The 16,298-nt window shown below is 71.9% G+C and carries 21 protein-coding genes and 1 pseudogene; 12 read left to right on the top strand and 10 right to left on the bottom strand.

From position 1 onward, the window contains the following. A pseudogene (locus VLI41_RS05735) lies at positions 1-180 on the top strand (sugar ABC transporter permease); the annotation flags it as partial. A gap of 39 nt (positions 181-219) precedes the next feature. Here VLI41_RS05735 and VLI41_RS05730 read toward each other — a convergent pair. The 5 genes from VLI41_RS05730 to VLI41_RS05710 are packed head-to-tail and all read right to left on the bottom strand — an operon-like array spanning position 220 to position 3,686. After that, positions 220-498 (bottom strand): HPr family phosphocarrier protein, encoded by a 279-nt coding sequence (locus tag VLI41_RS05730; protein ID WP_325267101.1) that lies wholly within the window; start codon positions 496-498, stop codon positions 220-222. Continuing rightward, the gene (locus tag VLI41_RS05725) at positions 495-899 is read right to left on the bottom strand and encodes a PTS sugar transporter subunit IIA (RefSeq protein WP_325267100.1); all 405 of its coding nucleotides are present in this window, start codon (positions 897-899) and stop codon (positions 495-497) included. The genes VLI41_RS05730 and VLI41_RS05725 overlap by 4 nt, the downstream gene beginning before the upstream one ends. Positions 900-959: 60 nt before the next feature. After that, positions 960-1,394 carry an HPr kinase/phosphorylase gene (locus tag VLI41_RS05720; RefSeq protein WP_325267099.1) on the bottom strand — a complete coding sequence of 145 codons (435 nt, stop codon included), beginning with the start codon at positions 1,392-1,394 and terminating at the stop codon, positions 960-962. Further along, a complete protein-coding gene (locus VLI41_RS05715) occupies positions 1,391-3,001 on the bottom strand; it encodes a stimulus-sensing domain-containing protein (protein WP_325267098.1) in 1,611 nt (536 codons plus the stop codon). The genes VLI41_RS05720 and VLI41_RS05715 overlap by 4 nt, the downstream gene beginning before the upstream one ends. Beyond that, positions 2,970-3,686 (bottom strand): response regulator transcription factor, encoded by a 717-nt coding sequence (locus VLI41_RS05710; protein ID WP_325267097.1) that lies wholly within the window; start codon positions 3,684-3,686, stop codon positions 2,970-2,972. Before VLI41_RS05710 ends, VLI41_RS05715 begins: the two co-directional genes overlap by 32 nt. Before the next feature lie 219 nt (positions 3,687-3,905). Here VLI41_RS05710 and VLI41_RS05705 point away from each other — a divergent pair, with 219 nt between their 5' ends. Both VLI41_RS05705 and VLI41_RS05700 read left to right on the top strand, forming a co-directional pair. Further along, entirely contained in the window at positions 3,906-5,552 is a 1,647-nt protein-coding gene (locus VLI41_RS05705; protein ID WP_325267096.1) for a hypothetical protein, read from the top strand. Continuing rightward, the gene (locus tag VLI41_RS05700; RefSeq protein ID WP_325267095.1) at positions 5,549-5,956 is read left to right on the top strand and encodes a Tat pathway signal protein; all 408 of its coding nucleotides are present in this window, start codon (positions 5,549-5,551) and stop codon (positions 5,954-5,956) included. Before VLI41_RS05705 ends, VLI41_RS05700 begins: the two co-directional genes overlap by 4 nt. 50 nt (positions 5,957-6,006) lie before the next feature. Here VLI41_RS05700 and VLI41_RS05695 read toward each other — a convergent pair whose 3' ends face one another. Genes VLI41_RS05695 through VLI41_RS05685 form a run of 3 tightly spaced genes read right to left on the bottom strand, consistent with a single transcriptional unit; the run spans position 6,007 to position 7,765 of the window. After that, positions 6,007-6,783 carry an SDR family oxidoreductase gene (locus VLI41_RS05695; RefSeq protein ID WP_325267094.1) on the bottom strand — a complete coding sequence of 259 codons (777 nt, stop codon included), beginning with the start codon at positions 6,781-6,783 and terminating at the stop codon, positions 6,007-6,009. A gap of 26 nt (positions 6,784-6,809) precedes the next feature. Next, the gene (locus tag VLI41_RS05690; RefSeq protein WP_325267093.1) at positions 6,810-7,109 is read right to left on the bottom strand and encodes a 4a-hydroxytetrahydrobiopterin dehydratase; all 300 of its coding nucleotides are present in this window, start codon (positions 7,107-7,109) and stop codon (positions 6,810-6,812) included. Then, positions 7,106-7,765 (bottom strand): HAD-IA family hydrolase, encoded by a 660-nt coding sequence (locus VLI41_RS05685; RefSeq protein ID WP_325267092.1) that lies wholly within the window; start codon positions 7,763-7,765, stop codon positions 7,106-7,108. The genes VLI41_RS05690 and VLI41_RS05685 overlap by 4 nt, the downstream gene beginning before the upstream one ends. A 65-nt stretch (positions 7,766-7,830) precedes the next feature. Between VLI41_RS05685 and VLI41_RS05680 the strand changes: the two genes are divergently transcribed. The 6 genes from VLI41_RS05680 to VLI41_RS05655 all read left to right on the top strand — a co-directional run bounded on the left by VLI41_RS05680 (position 7,831) and on the right by VLI41_RS05655 (position 12,632). Then, entirely contained in the window at positions 7,831-8,184 is a 354-nt protein-coding gene (locus tag VLI41_RS05680) for a VanZ family protein (protein ID WP_325267091.1), read from the top strand. Then, the gene (locus VLI41_RS05675) at positions 8,181-9,005 is read left to right on the top strand and encodes a heme-dependent oxidative N-demethylase subunit alpha family protein (RefSeq protein ID WP_325267090.1); all 825 of its coding nucleotides are present in this window, start codon (positions 8,181-8,183) and stop codon (positions 9,003-9,005) included. Before VLI41_RS05680 ends, VLI41_RS05675 begins: the two co-directional genes overlap by 4 nt. Positions 9,006-9,028: 23 nt before the next feature. Next, a complete protein-coding gene (locus VLI41_RS05670) occupies positions 9,029-9,769 on the top strand; it encodes a hypothetical protein (RefSeq protein ID WP_325267089.1) in 741 nt (246 codons plus the stop codon). A 123-nt stretch (positions 9,770-9,892) separates the two neighbouring features. Continuing rightward, a complete protein-coding gene (locus tag VLI41_RS05665; protein ID WP_325267088.1) occupies positions 9,893-10,696 on the top strand; it encodes a PIG-L family deacetylase in 804 nt (267 codons plus the stop codon). Continuing rightward, complete coding sequence (locus tag VLI41_RS05660; protein ID WP_325267087.1) at positions 10,687-11,757, top strand: glycosyltransferase; 1,071 nt, start codon at positions 10,687-10,689, stop codon at positions 11,755-11,757. The genes VLI41_RS05665 and VLI41_RS05660 overlap by 10 nt, the downstream gene beginning before the upstream one ends. Then, positions 11,754-12,632 (top strand): hypothetical protein, encoded by an 879-nt coding sequence (locus VLI41_RS05655; RefSeq protein WP_325267086.1) that lies wholly within the window; start codon positions 11,754-11,756, stop codon positions 12,630-12,632. The genes VLI41_RS05660 and VLI41_RS05655 overlap by 4 nt, the downstream gene beginning before the upstream one ends. Here VLI41_RS05655 and VLI41_RS05650 read toward each other — a convergent pair. Together VLI41_RS05650 and VLI41_RS05645 are read right to left on the bottom strand one after the other, a co-directional pair. After that, positions 12,530-13,063, bottom strand: a complete 534-nt coding sequence (locus tag VLI41_RS05650) for a GNAT family N-acetyltransferase (protein ID WP_325267085.1) — start codon at positions 13,061-13,063, stop codon at positions 12,530-12,532. The genes VLI41_RS05655 and VLI41_RS05650 overlap by 103 nt on opposite strands. Next, positions 13,060-14,082: a GNAT family N-acetyltransferase gene (locus VLI41_RS05645; protein ID WP_325267084.1), complete on the bottom strand. Its 1,023-nt coding sequence runs from the start codon at positions 14,080-14,082 to the stop codon at positions 13,060-13,062. Before VLI41_RS05645 ends, VLI41_RS05650 begins: the two co-directional genes overlap by 4 nt. A gap of 217 nt (positions 14,083-14,299) precedes the next feature. On the opposite strand from VLI41_RS05645, the gene VLI41_RS05640 reads away from it, so the two are divergent. From VLI41_RS05640 to VLI41_RS05630, 3 genes are all read left to right on the top strand, one after another. Then, positions 14,300-15,100 (top strand): helix-turn-helix domain-containing protein, encoded by an 801-nt coding sequence (locus tag VLI41_RS05640; RefSeq protein ID WP_325267083.1) that lies wholly within the window; start codon positions 14,300-14,302, stop codon positions 15,098-15,100. Between the two features lie 96 nt (positions 15,101-15,196). Beyond that, entirely contained in the window at positions 15,197-15,511 is a 315-nt protein-coding gene (locus VLI41_RS05635) for a hypothetical protein (RefSeq protein ID WP_325267082.1), read from the top strand. A gap of 67 nt (positions 15,512-15,578) precedes the next feature. After that, positions 15,579-15,977: a VOC family protein gene (locus tag VLI41_RS05630; RefSeq protein WP_325267081.1), complete on the top strand. Its 399-nt coding sequence runs from the start codon at positions 15,579-15,581 to the stop codon at positions 15,975-15,977. Positions 15,978-16,298 lie beyond the last annotated feature (321 nt).

Raw genomic sequence — 16,298 nt, 5'->3', positions numbered from 1 at the left:
TGGCGACAGGTCGCCCTGTTCAACCCCGTGGTCTACCTGGTGAGCGGCTTCCGCTGGAGCTTCTACGGCGTCTCCGATGTCGGCGTGGGCCTGAGCCTCGTCATGACCCTGGCGTTCCTCATCGCCTGCCTGCTGGCGGTGAGCTGGATCTTCCACACCGGCTGGCGGCTGAAGACATAGCCCGGTTCCTTCCCCGCAGGGGGAGGAATTGGGGCCTGACTACTCCTCCTCGTCGAAGCGGCTTTCGACCAGGGCGGCCAGGGCGGCGACGGCGGCTTGCGCCTCGTCGCCCTCGGCCTCGATGTCGATGCAGCAGCCGGGGCCGGCGGCCAGCATCATCAGCCCCATGATCGAGCGGGCGTCGACGGTCTGGCCGTCCTTGGTGACGCGCACCTCGGCGTCGAACCCGGTGGCCAGCTTGACGAACTTGGCGGAGGCGCGCGCGTGCAGGCCGCGCTTGTTGAGGATCTCGACGGTGCGGCTTGCGCCGGCGCTCACTTCTCGCCGGCCAGCACGTAGGAGGCGACGGAGATGTACTTGCGCCCCGCCTCCTGGGCGCAGGCGACGCAGTCTTCCAGGCCCTGGCGGTGGCGCACGCTGGCCAGCTTGATCAGCATCGGCAGGTTGAGCCCGGCGATCACCTCGGCCTTGGTCTGCTCCATGACCGAGATGGCGAGGTTCGAAGGCGTGCCGCCGAACATGTCGGTGAGCAGGATGACGCCCTGCCCTGAATCCACCCGCCGGCAGGCGTCGAGGATGTCACGCCGGCGGCGCTCCATGTCGTCGTCCGGACCGATGCAGATGCCTTCGACGGCCGATTGCGGACCGACCACGTGCTCCATGGCGAAGATGAACTCCTCCGCCAGCCGCCCGTGCGTGACGATCACGAGCCCAATCATGCAACGTCTCTCAAGGGGTAACCCCACCCGACGCGGCGGCGCATGCGTCCGCGAGCCGTGCTACATACGCCTCTTGAGATCACGATCAAACAGCGCGAGCGCGCGGCGGAGTTTCGCAGGAGCCGAGGCCTCCAACAGGGCCAGCGCCAGCACCGGAACCTCGACGCCCGCCACCATCTCGGTGCGCGGATCGGGGAACCGCTCGGGCGTCGCGCCGCGCACGAGGAGGCCTATCTCGGCGAGCGCCAGCGGCTCCAGCCGGACCACGCCCAGCCCGCGGACCTCGATCAGCCCGTGCAGCGTCTCCGGCGCGCGGCCGAACAGGCGACCGCCGGAGGCCCAGAGCAGCACCCGGTCGTCGGCGACCAGCCTGAGGCCGTGATCCAGGGCCCTGAGCGCCAGGTCGCTCTTGCCCGCACCCGCCTCGCCCTCGATGAGCGCGCCCAGCCAGCGCCCGCCGACCCGCGCGGCGACCAGCCCGCCGTGGCGGATCACGCCTGCGCCTCAGGCAGGGTCAAGACGAACATGGCGCCGCCCACGGTCCCGTCCGGCCACTGGCGGTTGGCGGCGCGCAGGGTGCCGCCATGGGCTTCGGCGATCTGGCGGGCGATGGACAGGCCGAGTCCCGAGTTGCCGCCGAACGCCGCGCCCTTCGGTCGCGAGGTGTAGAATCGCTCGAACACGGTCTCCAGATTCTCCGGCGGGATGCCCGGGCCGGAGTCGGCGACCGTGGCGACCACCGTGCTCCTCGCCTTGGCGAGGCCCACCACCACCTCTCCGCCCGGCGGCGAGAAGGAGCGGGCGTTGTCGATCAGATTGCGGAACACCTGCGACAGCGGACCCTCGCGGCCCAGCACCGCCGGCGGCTCCAGCCCGCCGGGCGGCTGGAACTTCACCGCCACATCGCCCGGCCTGGCGGTCGCCTGATAGAGCGCCACGACGTCGAAGATCAGCCGCTCCATGTCGATCCGCTTCGGCTGGTCGCGCGACAGCTCGGCGTCTAGCCGCGAGGCGTTGGAGATGTCGGTGACCAGCCGGTCGAGGCGCTGGACGTCGTTCTTCAGGATGCCGAACAGGCGTTCGCGGGCGGCGGGATCCTTCACCAGGTCGAGGGTCTCCACGGCCGAGCGGAGGGAGGTGAGCGGGTTCCTGATCTCGTGCGCCACGTCGGCGGCGAAGCGCTCGATGGCGTCCATCCGCTCAGACAGGGCGTACGTCATGGCCTCGAGGCTGCGGGTGAGGTCGCCCAGTTCGTCGTCGCGGCGGGCGAGGTCGGGAAGCGAAATGGCCCTGGCGCGCGACAGGCGCACGCTGTCGGCGGCCCGCGAGAGCCTGCGCACCGGCTGGGCGATCAGCCGGTTGAGGAGGAACGACGAGGACAGCGTCACCGCGATGGCGATCAGGATGAACGGGATCAGCGCGGCACGTTCCCGGGCGATGATCTGATCGACATCGTTCGCCTCCAGGGTAAGCACCCCCAGCACGTCCTGCACGTGTTCGATGGGAATCGAGACGGAGACCACCCGCCGGCCGTCGTCGCCGGCGCGCAGGTCGGCGACGTGCTGGCCGGCAAGCGCCTGGCGCACCTCCGCATCGAGCTGGCGGCGCGCCTCCGCGGGGCTGGGCTTGGGCCAAAGGCGGCGGACGTCGAAGCTGAACGGCGCCGGCTCGCCGCGCCGGCGAGCCGGCGGCAGGACGCGGCGCTCGACCCGGTCGGCGACCCACTGGGAATCGGCCACCACCCGTCCGTTGGCGTCGAACAGGCGGGCGCGCTGGGTCTTCGGGTTGGCCAGCATCTGCAGCACGATGCGGTTGGCGAAGGTCGGGTCCATGGAAGGCTCCGGCTCGCCCTCGGTGGCCGCCTGGTCGATGATGGTGGCCATCAGCTCGCCCTGGGTCGTCAGGCTGTCGATCCGGGCGTTGACCAGCCCGCGGCGCAGCTCGTTCAGCACCAGGGCGCCGGCGATCAGGATCGCCAGGCCCAGCACGTTCAGGACGATGATCAGCCGCCCCAGCCTGGAGCCCGGCAGCCAGCGGAACCAGGATGGCTTCCTCGGCCCCTGCGCCCGGTCAGGTCTCGCGGTATCGGTAGCCGACGCCATAGAGGGTTTCGATCGCGTCGAACTCAGGGTCGACCTCGCGGAACTTCTTGCGCATCCGCTTGACGTGGCTGTCGATGGTGCGGTCGTCGACATAGACCTGATCGTCGTAGGCCGCGTCCATCAGGTTGTCGCGACTCTTCACGAAGCCCGGGCGCTGGGCGAGGGCCTGCAGCAGCAGGAACTCGGTGACGGTGAGCTTCACGGGCTTGCCGTCCCACAGGCAGTCGTGGCGGGCCGGGTCGAGGGTCAGCTTGCCGCGCTTGATGGCCCGCGCGCTGGCCTCCGCCGCCTGCGCGGCCGAGGTCTGGGCGTCCTCGCCATCCACGCCGGAGCGGCGGAGCACGGCCTTCACGCGCTCGATCAGGAGCCGCTGGCTGAACGGCTTGTGGATGTAGTCGTCGGCGCCCAGGTTGAACCCCAGGATCTCGTCGATCTCGTCGTCCTTGGAGGTGAGGATGATGACCGGCACGTCGGAGGCGCGCCGGAGCCGGCGCAGCACCTCCATGCCATCCAGCCGCGGCATCTTCACGTCGAGAATGGCGAGGTCCGGCGGCTCGTTCTCCAGCGCCGCCAGGCCCGCCGCGCCGTCGTAGTAGGCCTTGACGGTGTGGCCGTGGCTCTCCAGCGCGAGGCTCACCGATGTGACGATGTTCTCGTCGTCGTCGACCAGGGTGATCTTGGCCATCTTGGGTTCGAAGTCTCCTTCGGCAGAGTCAAGCTATTCGGCCGGCACGGTGACCTCAATGGGGCGAGGTCCAGCGCCGTTCCACGGTCAACCGAGCCTTAAGGTTGATCGGGTCAACCTTGCTCGTCTCCGGGGGGAGTTGGCGTAAAGATGGGTGTCGGGCGCGTGCATTTCGAGGTCTACGTCCGCCGGACGCCCCGATCGTCATGGACCTTGGAGATGGCCTCCGAGAATCGGGCAGGGGCGATCGCCTGCGCCGAGGATCTGATGAAGGAGGGGCGGGTCGCGGCCGCCAAGGTCACCAAGGAAACGCTCGACGAAGAGACCCGCGAGTTCCAGACGGTGACCATATTCAAGACCGGCGCCCACGAAGCAGGCCTGAAGAAGGCCAAGGTCCGCGAGCAGGTCGAGGCGCTGTGCGTCACCCCCCAGGACCTCTACACCATCCATGCGCGCGAGCGGATCGGGCGGCTGCTGGAAGCCTGGCTCGAGCGCAACCACGCCACGCCCTTCGAGCTCCTGCACCGGCCCGACCTCGTCGAACAGCTGGAGACCTCCGGGGCCGATCTGCAGCATGCCGTGCAGACCATCGCCGTGCCCGAGGCCCTGGCGCGCGGGATGTCCGTGCACGAGCTGATCCGCACTTTCCAGGCGCTGATCGAGCGCGCGGTCGAGCGCCTCCTGACCGATTTCCGCCGGGGCGTCCTGCCCGATGTCGACGCCGAAGGTTTCGCCGCCGCGGCCGAGCGGCTCGCGCACGAGCCGGAGCGCGGTTACCTGCTGGGGGCGGGCGTCGCGGCCGCGATCGCGCCGGCCGGCAGCTGGACCGAGAAGGTGACGCGCCTGCTCGACCTCGCCGAGGCCGCGCCCGCCTCGGGCCCGGCGCGGCAACTGGCCCTCGCCACCCTCGCCCAACCGCTCGCCGAGATCCTGGGCTGCAAGCCGGGCCTGGAGGACATCCTCGGCAGGGGCCTGGATGTCGGCGCCCACCTGGCGGCGCTGACGCGGCTGGCCGCCGCGGAGGCGGTGGACGCGCTGATCCGCATCGAGCCTTCGGTCGCCAAGGTGATGCCGACCCTGTCGCCGTCGGCGGCCCGGCTCGCCCGCTGGCTCGCCGACGAGGCGTTCATCGAGGTGCGCGCGGCGATCGGCCAGCGCATCCTGCGCGAGCTCAGCGGGCCCAGGCGGTTGCGCCGCGGCGATGCGGCGGCCGAGATCGACGTGCTGCGCGCGCTGGCCATGTCGCTCACCGCCGCGGCCGGCCAGCTGCTGCCGCTGGAGGATGTGCAGGCGGCCTTTTCCACGCGCTCCAAGATGCTGGTGACCGGCGAGTTCGTGGAGGCCTACCTGGGCCAGGACAGGACCTCGCACGAGGAGGCCCGCGCGCTGGTCTGGCTGACCGAGAACGTCATCGGGGCGGCCAACAAGCGGGTCGCCGGCCGCTGGCTGGGGGCCGTCGTCGCCTCGCTGAAATTCGAGAAGGAGCTGCGCAACGCCCCGGAGACCGCCGCCGTGCGTCTGGCGGGCCTAGCCGCGCTGCAGCGCGCCACGGCCCGCTGCGGCCTGGTGGCGGAGGACTACGCCCCGATCCAGGCCAAGCTCGGCGATCTCGGCGGGCTGGTCGAAGCCGACGCCCGGCTGGTCGCCCAGCTCGCCCAGGCCAGGGCGCCGGCCGTGCACCGGCTCACGCTGCTGCTGCGCCTGGCCAGCGGCGAGTCGGCCCCGCTCGGCCCGGCCGCCGACCGCGCCCGCGCCGAAGCCATGAAGCTGGTCCGCCATGAGGACACCCGCGCCGAGCTCTCCAGCGCGCCCGAACAGGTGGAGACGGTCCGCGACCTGATCCAGCGGGCCGGGCTCGCCGCATGAGGCGCCGCGCGCTCCTGGCCGCCGCCGCGCTGGCCGCGTTCGCGGGCCCCGCCGCGGCCGTGGCGGCGGAGAGCGACAAGCGGAAGAAGAAATCCGGAGGCGTTTCCTACTTGCCGATCGAGACGCTCACCGGCGCGACCAACCGGTCCGGCGGCCGGCGCGGCGTGCTGACCGTCGAGTGCGGCCTCGACGTGCCGGACGCGGGTCTGCGCGCGCGGGCCGACGAATCCATGCCGCGGCTGCGCGCCGCCTACCTGGAGACGGTGATCACCTACGCCGCCGGCCTGCCCGAAGGCGCGACGCCCAACGCCGACTTCCTGGCCCGCGCCATGCAGCGCCAGACCGACGCGCTCCTCGGCCGCCCGGGCGCGCGCCTGCTGCTGGGCGCGATCCTGGTCAACTGACCTAGCCACCTCGCCCAAGCTCCGCTTGGGAGAGGGTAGGCTGCACCCCGTCACATGGCGCTGATGCCGCCGTCGAGCTTCAGCTCGGCGCCGGTCATGAACTTCGATTCGTCGGAGGCGAGATAGAGGCAAGCGTTGGCGATGTCGTCGGGCTCGCCGATGTGGCCGACCGGGACCTGCCGGGCGAGCTTGGCCTCGGCTTCCTCCTTCCCGAACCGCTGGCGCAGCGGGTCGAGGATCGGGGTGTCGATGAAGGTCGGGTGGATGGAGTTGGAGCGGATGTCGAGGCCCTGCTTGGCGCAGTGCAGGGCGATGCCCTTCGAGAGCAGCCAGACCGCGGCCTTCGAGGCGTTGTAGGCCGGCGAGTTGTGGGCGGCGATCAGGCCGGCGATCGAGGAGATGTTGACGATCGAGCCCGGCTGGTGGGCGCGCATGTACTTGAGCGCGTGCTTGGTCCCGAGAAATACCGAGTCGACGTTGACGCTCATCACCCGCTTCCAGTCCTCGAAGGCGAGCTGCTCGATATTGCCGCCGACCGAGACGCCGGCGTTGTTGACCAGCACGTTGATCCCGCCCATCGCTTCGTCGGCCTCCTCCAGGGCGAAGATCCACTCGGCCTCCTTGGCGACGTCGAGCGGGAAGGCGAAGGCGGTCCCCTCGCCCTGCGCCGCGTTGATCTCGGCGGCCACGGCCTTGGCGCCTTCGAGGTTGAGGTCGCCGATCGCGACCTTCGCGCCCTCGGCGGCGAGCTTCCTCGCCATGGCCGCGCCGAGCCCTTGGGCCCCGCCCGAGATGAACGCCTTCTTGCCTGCGACCCTGCCCGGCATCGAAATCTCCCTGCTTCCCAATGCCGTCATCCCGGACGGGCGGCGATCTCGTCCATGAACTTGGCCAGAGTCACGTCGAGTTCTGTGACGCCCTCGGCATCGTGGGTGGCGAGCGTGACCTCGACGCGGTTGTAGACATTGAACCACTCGGGATGATGGTCGAGCTTCTCGGCCATCATCGCGGCGCGCGACATGAAGCCGAAGGCCGCATTGAAATCCGCGAACCGGAAGGTCCGGCAGATCGCATCGCGACCGCCCGTCGCGGCGGCCCACTTCGGCAGCGTCTTCAGCGCCTCGGCGGCGCCGATCTTCGCGGGTCGGCTCATGCGCGCGCCTCCTGATCGAAGCTGAGGCCGGTCGCCCGGGCGAGCTCGGCCAGGGTCTGGTCGACGTCCACCACCTTGATCGCGGTCATGCCGAGCTGGTGCGCCGGCTTGCAGTTGATTCCGAGGTCGTCGAGGTAGACGCAGGCCTGCGGCTCCACGCCCAGAAGCTCGCACATCATCACATAGATGCGCGGATCGGGCTTGCGGACGCCGGCCTTGGAGCTTTCCACGATCGCGTCGAACAGCGGCATCACCTGGCCCATGGCGCCGGCGGCGCGCTGCGCCGAGGCCTGTCCGGGCGAATGCTCCGAGACCACGTTGTTGGTGATGCAGCCCACCTTGAAGCGCCGCTTGCAGGTCTTCAGGGCCGCCACCATCCGCGGCCGCAGCTCTCCCGAGAGCCTGGGCAGCACGTCGCGGCCGCGGATCGGGAAGCCGAGCGCGGTGGATTCCTCGAGGAACAGCTCGTCGAACCGCGCCGCATCGATCTCGTTGCGCTCGAACAGAGCCCAGGCGTTGTCGTGGTGGTTGGTCGCGTTCACCCGCCGGATGTGGTCCTTGGGCGCGCCCAGCTCGGCCTCCAGGCGGTTGAAGGCCTCGAACGGCGAGGAGGTGAACACCCCGCCGAAATCCCAGATCACCGCCTCGACCGCCATCGGCTTCTCCGCTGCCCAGCCCCGGCGGTCTAGAGAGGCCGGGCGGGACGTGCAAGAAGCAGCCCATGGGTCTCGACCGGCTCCCTCTTGGGCTTCGGCTTTCGCTCTACGCCGCCGCCAGCCTCGTGCTGCTCTTTCTGACCCAGGCGCCCAGCCCTGCGCTGCCGCAGATCGAGCTCTGGGACAAGGCCGAGCACGCCATCGCCTGGCTGGTGCTGGCCGCGTCCGGCCTGATCCTGTTCCCCCGACGCCCGCTGCGGATTGCGGTCTTCGCGCTGGCGTTCGGCGTCCTCGTGGAGCTGCTCCAGGGGTGGCTGCCGTACGGGCGCGATTGCGACTGGAAGGACCTGCTCGCCGACGGCTTCGGGGTCGCGGTGGCGCTGCTCGCCGGCGCCGCTGTCCGGCGCGCCCGCGTATGAGCCTGCGCCACCGCCCCTGGGAGCAGGCCGCCGACTTCACGATCGGACTGCGGCCGGTCCCCGCCGCCGCCTGGCTGGAGGGCGGCGAGGCCGATCCGGCGGCGCGCAAGGACGCTCTGTTCGAGACCTCGCGCGACCTGGTGTGGGCCGAGACGGAGGGCTCCCGGCCAGGCCAGCGCGAGGTCCTGGGCCTGGTGGAGGCGGCGCTCGGCCCCTCGCCCCCTGCGCCCGGGCTTCCGCCGCTCTACGCCGCCGCCCGGCGGGTGCCCGACGACCTGTGCCTGATGGAACGGCGCGGCGGGGCCTGGCGGCTCACCGCGCTGTCGCTGTCGGCGGGCAGCTTCTTCACCGCCGCCGAGGTCGTCGGCCGTTCGCTGAAGGAGCTGCATCGGCCGGTCACCGGCTTTTCGGAGCGCTTCCTGACGCGGGTGAACCGCATCTTCGAGGGCCTGCGTCCCGAGCTGGTGCTCGAGCGGCGCAACTGGACCCTGACCAATTCCGCCGAGCTGCACGTTCCGGACCCGGCGCCGATCCGCGCCCGCATCGGCGCCATCGATCCGAGCGGGGCCGCCCGCGCGCTGCAGCTCCGCGTCGAGCGGCAGACGTTGCGGCGCCTGCCCGAGACCGGGGGTGCGGTGTTCGGCATTCGCGTGTGGCTCGCGCCACTCGCCGAGCTGGCGCAGGATCGCGAGGCGCTTGCCGCCTTCGCCCGCGCCTGGCGCGCCGCCCCGCCGGCGTTCCGCGCCTACAAGCGGCTCGACCTCTACGACCCGCTGGTGGCGGCCGTCTTCGCCCAGGCCGGCCTCGTCGACGCCGGCTGAGCCGCACCCTATCCTGCTCCGCCATGGCCGAACCGCCCCGCGCTTTCGTCTATCTCGCCGCCCCCTGCTACGGCGGGCGGCTGACGATCCACTTCGCGAACTCCATCCTGGCGCTCGCCGGCGCCTGCGAGGCGCGCGGGATCGGCCTGCATGTGGAGCTGCTGGCGAACGACGCCTTGATCCCCCGGGCGCGGGCGCGGCTCGCCGCCCGCTTCCTGGCGCACGCCGAGGCGACCCACATCCTCTATTGCGACGTCGACATCGGCTTTCGGCCCGAGAACGCCTTTCGCCTTCTGGACGCGCGGAAGGAGATCGCCGCCGGCATCTATCCCCTGAAGGCCATCGACTGGGAGCGAGTGCGGGCCGCCGCCATGGCCGGGGCCGCCGACCTGCAGGCCGCCGCGCTGAGCTATGTCGTGCGCTTCCTGCCCACGGCGGACAGATCGGTGGAGGTGGACGACGGATTTGCGAGGGTGGCCTATGGCGGCGGCGGCTTCCTGCTCATCCGGCGCGAGGCGCTGCAGCGGATCGCCGCGGCGCATCCGGAGCTCGTCGCCACCCTCGACGACGGCGCCCAGGCCGTGATGGTGTTCGATCCGATGGTCGAGCCCGAGACCGGCGAACACCTCTCCGAAGACTACGCCTTCTGCCGCCGCTGGCGCGAGCTCGGCGGGGAGATCTGGGCGGACGTGGAGTCGCGGCTCACCCACGTGGGGCACGCCGCCTACAGCGGCGCCTTGATCCGGGCGCTGCGGCCCGCCTGAGCGGAGCCGCAATCACATTCGGCGCGAGCCGGAACCGCCCGTCGGCGGCGGGGTTCGCCGGAGGTGTTGGGGACAAGCGTTCCAACGGGCGAGGCGTCGGCGGGGCGGGCCAGGGCGTCTCAGGTGCTCCGCGCGCTCGAAGCGGGCGAGCCGATCTCTGCGCCCGCGCTGCTGGTGGTCGCCCACCCTGACGACGAGACCGTGGGAATGGGCGCGCGGCTGGCGAGCTTTCGGCGCCTGAGGCTCGTTCATGTGACGGACGGGGCGCCCGATGCGTCTCACGACTGGCGCCGCGCCGGCTTCCGGAACCGTGAGGCCTATGCGGCCGAGCGCGCGCGCGAACTCGATGGCGCGCTGGCGGCGCTGCAGGTCTCGGCTTGCCGCGAGCGCCTGGGGTTTCGCGACCAGGCGGCGGCGCTGGGCCTGGCCGAGTTGGCGCGCCGGCTTCGCCCTGCGCTCGCCGCGGCTGAGCTGGTGTTCACCCATACCTACGAGGGCGGCCACCCGGACCATGACGCGGCGGCCTTCGCCGTCTGGGCGGCCTGCGCGATGCTGGCGCGGGCCGGGACGCGCCCGCCCCTGCGGCTGGAGTTCGCCGGCTATCATCTGGCGAGGGCCGAACGCGTGGCGGGCCGCTTCTGGCCGGACCCGGCGCGCCCCGAGGTCGCGGCGCGGGTCGCCCCCGAGGCCTTGGCGCGCAAGCGCGCGGCGATCCGGGCGCACGCGACCCAGGCGGCCGTGCTGGCCTGGTTCGACCCGGCCGAAGAGCGCTACCGCGAGGCGCCCGACTACGACTTCGCCGACCCGCCCCCGCCCGGCGCGGCGCTCTACGACGGCTTCGGCTGGACCATGACCGGAGCCCGCTGGCGGAAGCTCGCCCGCGCGGCGGTCGCAGAGCTCGGCCTGGAGACCCCGACGTGCGCCTGACGGTCCTCAGCGTGGCCTATCCGTTCACGCCGGTGACCGCCGATCCGGTGGGCGGCGCCGAGCAGGTGCTGGCGCGGCTGGACCGGGCGGTGGTCGCCGCCGGCGGCCGCTCGTTCGTGATCGCCAACGAAGCCTCCGCCCCGGCCGGCGAGCTGCTGCCGATCGCCTCGCCGGCGGGCGAGATCGACGCCGCGGCCTGGTCGGCCGCCCATGCGCAGGTCCGGGCTCATATCGCCTGGGCGATCGAGCGCCTGCAGCCTGAGGTCATTCACCTGCACGGCTTCGATTTCCACCGCTACCTGCCCGAGCGCGGGCCGCCGGTGATGGTCACCCTGCACCTGCCGCTCGCCTGGTATCCGGCGGAGGCGCTGCGGCCGGCCCGCGAGAAGGTGTGGCTGGTCCCGGTCTCGCGCGACCAGGCGCGGCGCGGCCCCCGCGACCTGCGGCTCGCACGGCCGATCGAGAACGGCGTCGAGGTGGACGCCTTCCCGCCGGGCCGCAAGCGTGGATTCGCCCTCTCGCTCGGCCGCATCTGCCCGGAAAAAGGCTTCCATCTGGCGCTCGATGCGGCCCGTGCGGCGGGCACGCCGCTGCTGCTCGCCGGCGAGGTCTTCCCCTTTCGCGAGCACCGCCGCTACTTCGAGAGCGAGATCCGCCCCAGGCTCGACCGTTATCGGCGCTGGGTGGGGCCGGTGACCGGCGCGCCCAAGCGGCGGCTGATCGGCGCGGCGCGTTGCCTGGTGGCGCCCAGCCTGGCGCCGGAGACGTCATCGCTGGTGGCGCGCGAGGCCTTGGCGGCGGGAACGCCGGTGGTCTCGCTGGCCAGCGCCGGGGCGATCGCCGAGGTGATCGAGCCGGGCGAGACCGGCGAGCTGGCGGAGACCCCCGAGGCGCTGCCCGAGGCGATCCGCCGGGCCCGCGACCTCCGCCCCGAGGCGTGCCGGCGGGCGGCCCGGACCCGCTTCGCCGCCCGGCGCATGATCCAGGCCTACCTCGACGCCTATCAGCGCCTCGCCGACGGCCACTCCTTGCCGCGGCTCAGCCCCGGAGGATGCGAATGAACCGCAAGCTCGGCGTGCGCTGGACCATCGGAGACGTCAGCCCGCGCGGCTTCGAGGCGCTGCGCCTGTCGCTGTTCGGCGCGCTCAAGGTGTTCGGGCCCGAGGCGGCCTACGTGGTCTACGTGAACTCGATGCCGGTCGACAGGGCGCGCGAGCGCACCGGCCCAAGCCCCGGCCGCGTGCAGTGGCGCGCCGCGCCCAGGGAGATGGCGCCGGCGCTGCGCGGCGTGGTCGACGCCGGCATGGCGCAGGGCGTGGCCTGGAAGCTGTCGCCGCTCAGGGCCTTTCCGGAGCGTTACGAGCTGGCGCTCGACAACGACGTGATCCTCTGGGACCTGCCCGAGGGCATGGCGTGCTGGCTCTCCGGCGGCCCGGACGAACGGCTGCTGGCCGAGGACGTGGTCGCCGCCCACGGCGCCTTCGCCGAGCTCTGCGGGCGCGAACCGCGCAATTCGGGCATACGCGGCGTTCCACCCGGCTTCTCCCTGGCCGAGGCGTTCCGCCGGGTGCTCGAGGCCGTCCCGGCCCCGCTCACGAGCGAGCTCGACGAGCAGGGCCTGCAGGTCGCCGCGCTTTCGCTCGACGGGGCGCCGCGGGTCGTGAGCACGGCGGACGTCGCCATCTGTTCGCCGTTCTGGCCGCATCAGTGGGACCTCGGCCGCTGCGGGGCGCACTTCGTGGGCCTGAACGCCCGCGATCTGCCGTGGCGCTACTACGACCGGCCCGCGACCGAGGTGCGCATCGAACACTGGGAGCATCACCGGGCGGAGCTCTATCGGCGCGTGGGGCTGTCTCCGGACCCCGGGCGCAACCGCTTGCCGAGCACCCATTCGTCGAGCGCGTGGGCCGCCGGAGCCCCGTCCGGCGGCACATAGCCGTACGCCTCCCGGCGCTCGCGCCGGACGCGCCAGCCCAGGCGTTCGTAGAAGCGGCGGGCCCGGGGATTGTGCTTCTCCACGGCAAGCTCCAGCTCAGCCTGACCCAGGGCCAGGGCCGCAGCCTCCACGGCCGCCATCAGCCGCTCGCCGATCCCCAGCTCCTGCAGCGGCTCGATCACGCGCACGGCCCACACGGCGGGCGTGGCCGAATCGGGCTTGGGCGCCAGCTCCAGCCAGGCCTGGCCGACGGGAAACCCCCGGACGTCGGCCAGGAGCATGACCGCTTCGCCGCGCCCCTGCGCCTCGAACGCATCACGGATGATCTGCCGGTGATGGGTGAAGGCCCCGAACCATTCGAGCTGCCGGAGGTCGGCCTCCCCGGCCCGACGGATGGTCACCTCCAGGCTCACGCTGAATCGTTCGCTCATCGCCAGATCCGGCGTCGGACCTGCGGTCGGTCCGCAGCCCCCCAGTCGTACTTGTAGGCCTCGCGGCCGCGCAGGAAGTCGAAGCTCCGCAGGCCTTCGCGCACCGCCGACTGCAGCACGTGCGCCATCAGCAGCCAGCCCGGGCCGAAGCGCGCGAACGCCGGGTCGAAGGCGTGGATGTAGCTGTAGGCGCTCGCGCCTTGGACGATGCCGTACTGGGCCGCGATCGGCCGCTCGCCGAGCCGGAGCACGTGCAGCCTCAGCATCCCCGCGGCGAGCAGGTCCCCGGTGACCGCTTCGTGGAAGCCGCGCACCCGAGGCTCGGCGAATACCCCCGCCTCGCCCCGCTCGTTCCAGCGCCGCGCGTGGAGCGCCATGACCGCGGCGAGCGCGCTGGCCCGCCCGGCCGCGTCGGCCAGTTCGAACCGCACGGCCCCGAGCTCGGCGAGCCGGCGCGCGCAGCGCCGCAGGTCCGTCCGCCGCGACTTCGGCAGCCGGCCCAGAACCTCGGCGGGATCGTGCGGCAGGGCCAGCGTCGGGCACGGCGCTTCCGGCGCGAGGCGCGACCGGCCCTCGGCCGCCGCCGCGAGCAGGGGCGAGTCGGCCGGCAGGTCGCGGAAGTCGCAGAGGTCCCAGAGCTTGCGGCGCGCAAGATGCCGGAACAGGGCCGCTGCGGCCGCGCGTCGCGCCGCCGGTTCGGCGATGAGGTCGAGCCGGTCGCTGAGGCCGTTGCCCAGGAGCGTGAGCTGGCGTCGCCCGTCCGAACGCCCGTGGATGAACATCGGCGCCAACGCCACCAGTCTTCCGTCGCCTCGGAAGGCCAGCGTCCACAGGCCTTGCGGCAAGAAGGCGCGGCGCCAGGCGATGAGCCATTCCGGGGTCTGGAAAGGGGTGGCCTGCGGACAGCGTTCGAGCAGCGCGCGCCACTCCGGGGCGAGCGCCTCCAGCTCAGCGGGGTCGGTGAGCTCCGCCACCGTCAGCGCCTGGGACTCACCGATGATCGCCGGATCGGACGCCACGCGCACGCCTCCTCGGAAGGCTCAGCGCCGCGCCGGGGCCGGATGTTCCCGCCCGGGCGCGAACCGGTATGACCGGCCGCCATCCCCGGGTAGGGCCCCATTTTGCGACGGTCCGACCCGGTCATACCGTCGCCCCGCGTCGCCGCGCCGCACTGACGCGAGACTGTCCCAATGCTTTCTCTGTCATGGCCCTGAGTTGGAGCCGAGGTGACCCGTCGTGCGGCTCGATCCCGCCAAGCTCAAACAGGCCCGCACGCGGGCGGCCATGTCGCAGGAGCGGCTGGCGAGGCGGTGCGAGCTGAGCCGTAAGAGCATCCAGCGCGCCGAGCTCGGCGAGACCGTCAGGCCCGAAACCGCCGCCCTCGTCGCCGCCGCGCTGGGCGTGGCGCTCGACGAAATCAGGCTGGCCGCGGGCGGCGCCGAGGCAGGTGGGGAGCGGCCCGAGCAGCGCCTGACGCTCAGGCGCGCCAAGTCCGGGACCCGGGTGTTCGAGACCCTCGCCCAGTCCTATGCGGGACGGATCGGCTGCGACGTGGAGGCCAGCGGCGAGACCATCGGGCCGCTCACCGGCCTGGTCGCCAGCCTGGGACGGCTGGTGGCTGACGCCTGGGGACGCGGGCCCATGATCCCCCCCGACCTGCCGATGGTGGATCGGCTGCGCATCATCGCCGAGCTGAACGACGCCCTGCGCGCGCTCGAGCGGCACGGGATCGGCTGTTTCATCGGCCACTACTATCGCTATGTGGTCGCAGGGCGCGGCGCGGTTCAGGCCCCTGGCGACGCGCCGGGCGGCCCGGTGATGCTGGCGCGCATCCAGCTCAGCGACTGCCCGCGCGACGCCCTGCAGGTGACCATCGACCAGCAATGGAGCAGCCAGCGCGAGGGCGCCGCCGCGCCCCCGGCATTCGGCGACGACGAGCGGTTCGTGTTCCTGGAGAGCCGGCCGCCGCTGACGCCGGCGCTGGAGGACACCGCAGGTGAAGTCATCGAAGGGGCGTTCTCTGTCCGCGTCGCCTGAGCGCCGGCCGCTGACCGCGACGTTCGCGCGCTGGCCCCCGGCGCGCAGCCGGCGTACCCATTCGGCCCCGCCAAGCCGTTCGTCAGGGTCTCGCGAATGAACGACTTCATCGACCTCAAGGGCGCGTCCGGCGTCGCCTACCGCTTCCGGCGATCGCCGGACGGCCAGTTCCAGCTGCCGATCGCCGGCAACTACGCCTATGTCCAGGGCGACGGAGCCGGCTTCAAGGTGCTGGTGCTCGGCGAGACGCCCGACCTCTCGCGCGACCGGGCCGGCGCGCCGAAGGGCCCGCGACGGGCGGGCGCCCACCTCTACACCCGCCTCAACGTCTCGCGCGCCGTGCGGATGGCCGAGCACGAGGACCTGGCTGCGCACTATGCCGCCGCCCGGGTGGTCAGCGGCTCCGGCTGACGGCGCCGCGGCTGCAATGCGGCGGCCGCCGCGCTATGCTGGCCCGCAGCAGAGGGGGAGCCTTCCCATGCGGGTCAATGCGCTGGACCACGTGAACATCTTCACCGACGACATGGCGGCCTCGGCGCGGTTCTACGCCGAGCTGCTGGAGCTCTCGGTGCGGGGCGGCCCCGCGCCCATGAAGCCCGAGCAGGTGCAGTGGGTCTATGACCACCAGGACCGTCCGATCGTGCACCTGAACGCCCGCGGCGCGCCGCAGGCCTTCCCGCGCGACTGCCCGTCCGGCCCGACCGGGCCGATCCACCACGTGGCGCTGAACTGCTCGGGCAAGGCCGATGTGGTCGCCCGCCTGACCGCGCGCGGCGCGGCGTTCTCGCTCAACGAGATCGCCTCGATCGGGCTCACCCAGATCTTCACCCAGGACCCGAACGGGGTGCTCCTGGAGCTCAACTTCTACGGCGACTGAGGCTTCGCTGGCGCACCCGACACAATTCGAACGTATGACCTTTGCCTTCGGATAACTACATGGAATCGTGAAATCTCTTTCGGACAACCTCGATGAGGGTACGAGAAGAATTAGACCTCTTGTCAGTTCATGTTGCCCCACGCCGGGATTGACAGTCGCGCACATATGATTCACGATTCGTTCCGTGCTGGGTGAGGGGGAAGTGATGAGGCGTCGGTCGCCAAACCTGACCCTGAGGCTGCCTGAGTGCGAGAACTGCCATCGCTATTGGCGGCCTGGGAGAGGGGTTTCAGCCTCGGGTTCATATTGCGGTCGCTGCGC

This window comes from Phenylobacterium sp., assembly GCF_035475775.1.
Taxonomy (GTDB): Bacteria; Pseudomonadota; Alphaproteobacteria; order Caulobacterales; family Caulobacteraceae; genus Phenylobacterium.
Note: the sequence above shows the minus strand (reverse complement) of the source record. Positions and strands in the feature narration are given on the sequence as shown.

What these genes read in the sequence shown, in the direction of transcription:
- VLI41_RS05650 (WP_325267085.1), bottom strand. Translation starts at nt 13,063, where the DNA reads ATGAGCGAACGATTCAGCGTGAGCCTGGAGGTGACCATCCGTCGGGCC.
- VLI41_RS05715 (WP_325267098.1), bottom strand. Translation starts at nt 3,001, where the DNA reads ATGGCGTCGGCTACCGATACCGCGAGACCTGACCGGGCGCAGGGGCCG.
- VLI41_RS05670 (WP_325267089.1), top strand. Translation starts at nt 9,029, where the DNA reads ATGGCCGAACCGCCCCGCGCTTTCGTCTATCTCGCCGCCCCCTGCTAC.
- VLI41_RS05655 (WP_325267086.1), top strand. Translation starts at nt 11,754, where the DNA reads ATGAACCGCAAGCTCGGCGTGCGCTGGACCATCGGAGACGTCAGCCCG.
- VLI41_RS05635 (WP_325267082.1), top strand. Translation starts at nt 15,197, where the DNA reads ATGAACGACTTCATCGACCTCAAGGGCGCGTCCGGCGTCGCCTACCGC.
- VLI41_RS05700 (WP_325267095.1), top strand. Translation starts at nt 5,549, where the DNA reads ATGAGGCGCCGCGCGCTCCTGGCCGCCGCCGCGCTGGCCGCGTTCGCG.
- VLI41_RS05690 (WP_325267093.1), bottom strand. Translation starts at nt 7,109, where the DNA reads ATGAGCCGACCCGCGAAGATCGGCGCCGCCGAGGCGCTGAAGACGCTG.
- VLI41_RS05675 (WP_325267090.1), top strand. Translation starts at nt 8,181, where the DNA reads ATGAGCCTGCGCCACCGCCCCTGGGAGCAGGCCGCCGACTTCACGATC.
- VLI41_RS05710 (WP_325267097.1), bottom strand. Translation starts at nt 3,686, where the DNA reads ATGGCCAAGATCACCCTGGTCGACGACGACGAGAACATCGTCACATCG.
- VLI41_RS05680 (WP_325267091.1), top strand. Translation starts at nt 7,831, where the DNA reads ATGGGTCTCGACCGGCTCCCTCTTGGGCTTCGGCTTTCGCTCTACGCC.
- VLI41_RS05725 (WP_325267100.1), bottom strand. Translation starts at nt 899, where the DNA reads ATGATTGGGCTCGTGATCGTCACGCACGGGCGGCTGGCGGAGGAGTTC.
- VLI41_RS05705 (WP_325267096.1), top strand. Translation starts at nt 3,906, where the DNA reads ATGGCCTCCGAGAATCGGGCAGGGGCGATCGCCTGCGCCGAGGATCTG.
- VLI41_RS05685 (WP_325267092.1), bottom strand. Translation starts at nt 7,765, where the DNA reads ATGGCGGTCGAGGCGGTGATCTGGGATTTCGGCGGGGTGTTCACCTCC.
- VLI41_RS05695 (WP_325267094.1), bottom strand. Translation starts at nt 6,783, where the DNA reads ATGCCGGGCAGGGTCGCAGGCAAGAAGGCGTTCATCTCGGGCGGGGCC.
- VLI41_RS05630 (WP_325267081.1), top strand. Translation starts at nt 15,579, where the DNA reads ATGCGGGTCAATGCGCTGGACCACGTGAACATCTTCACCGACGACATG.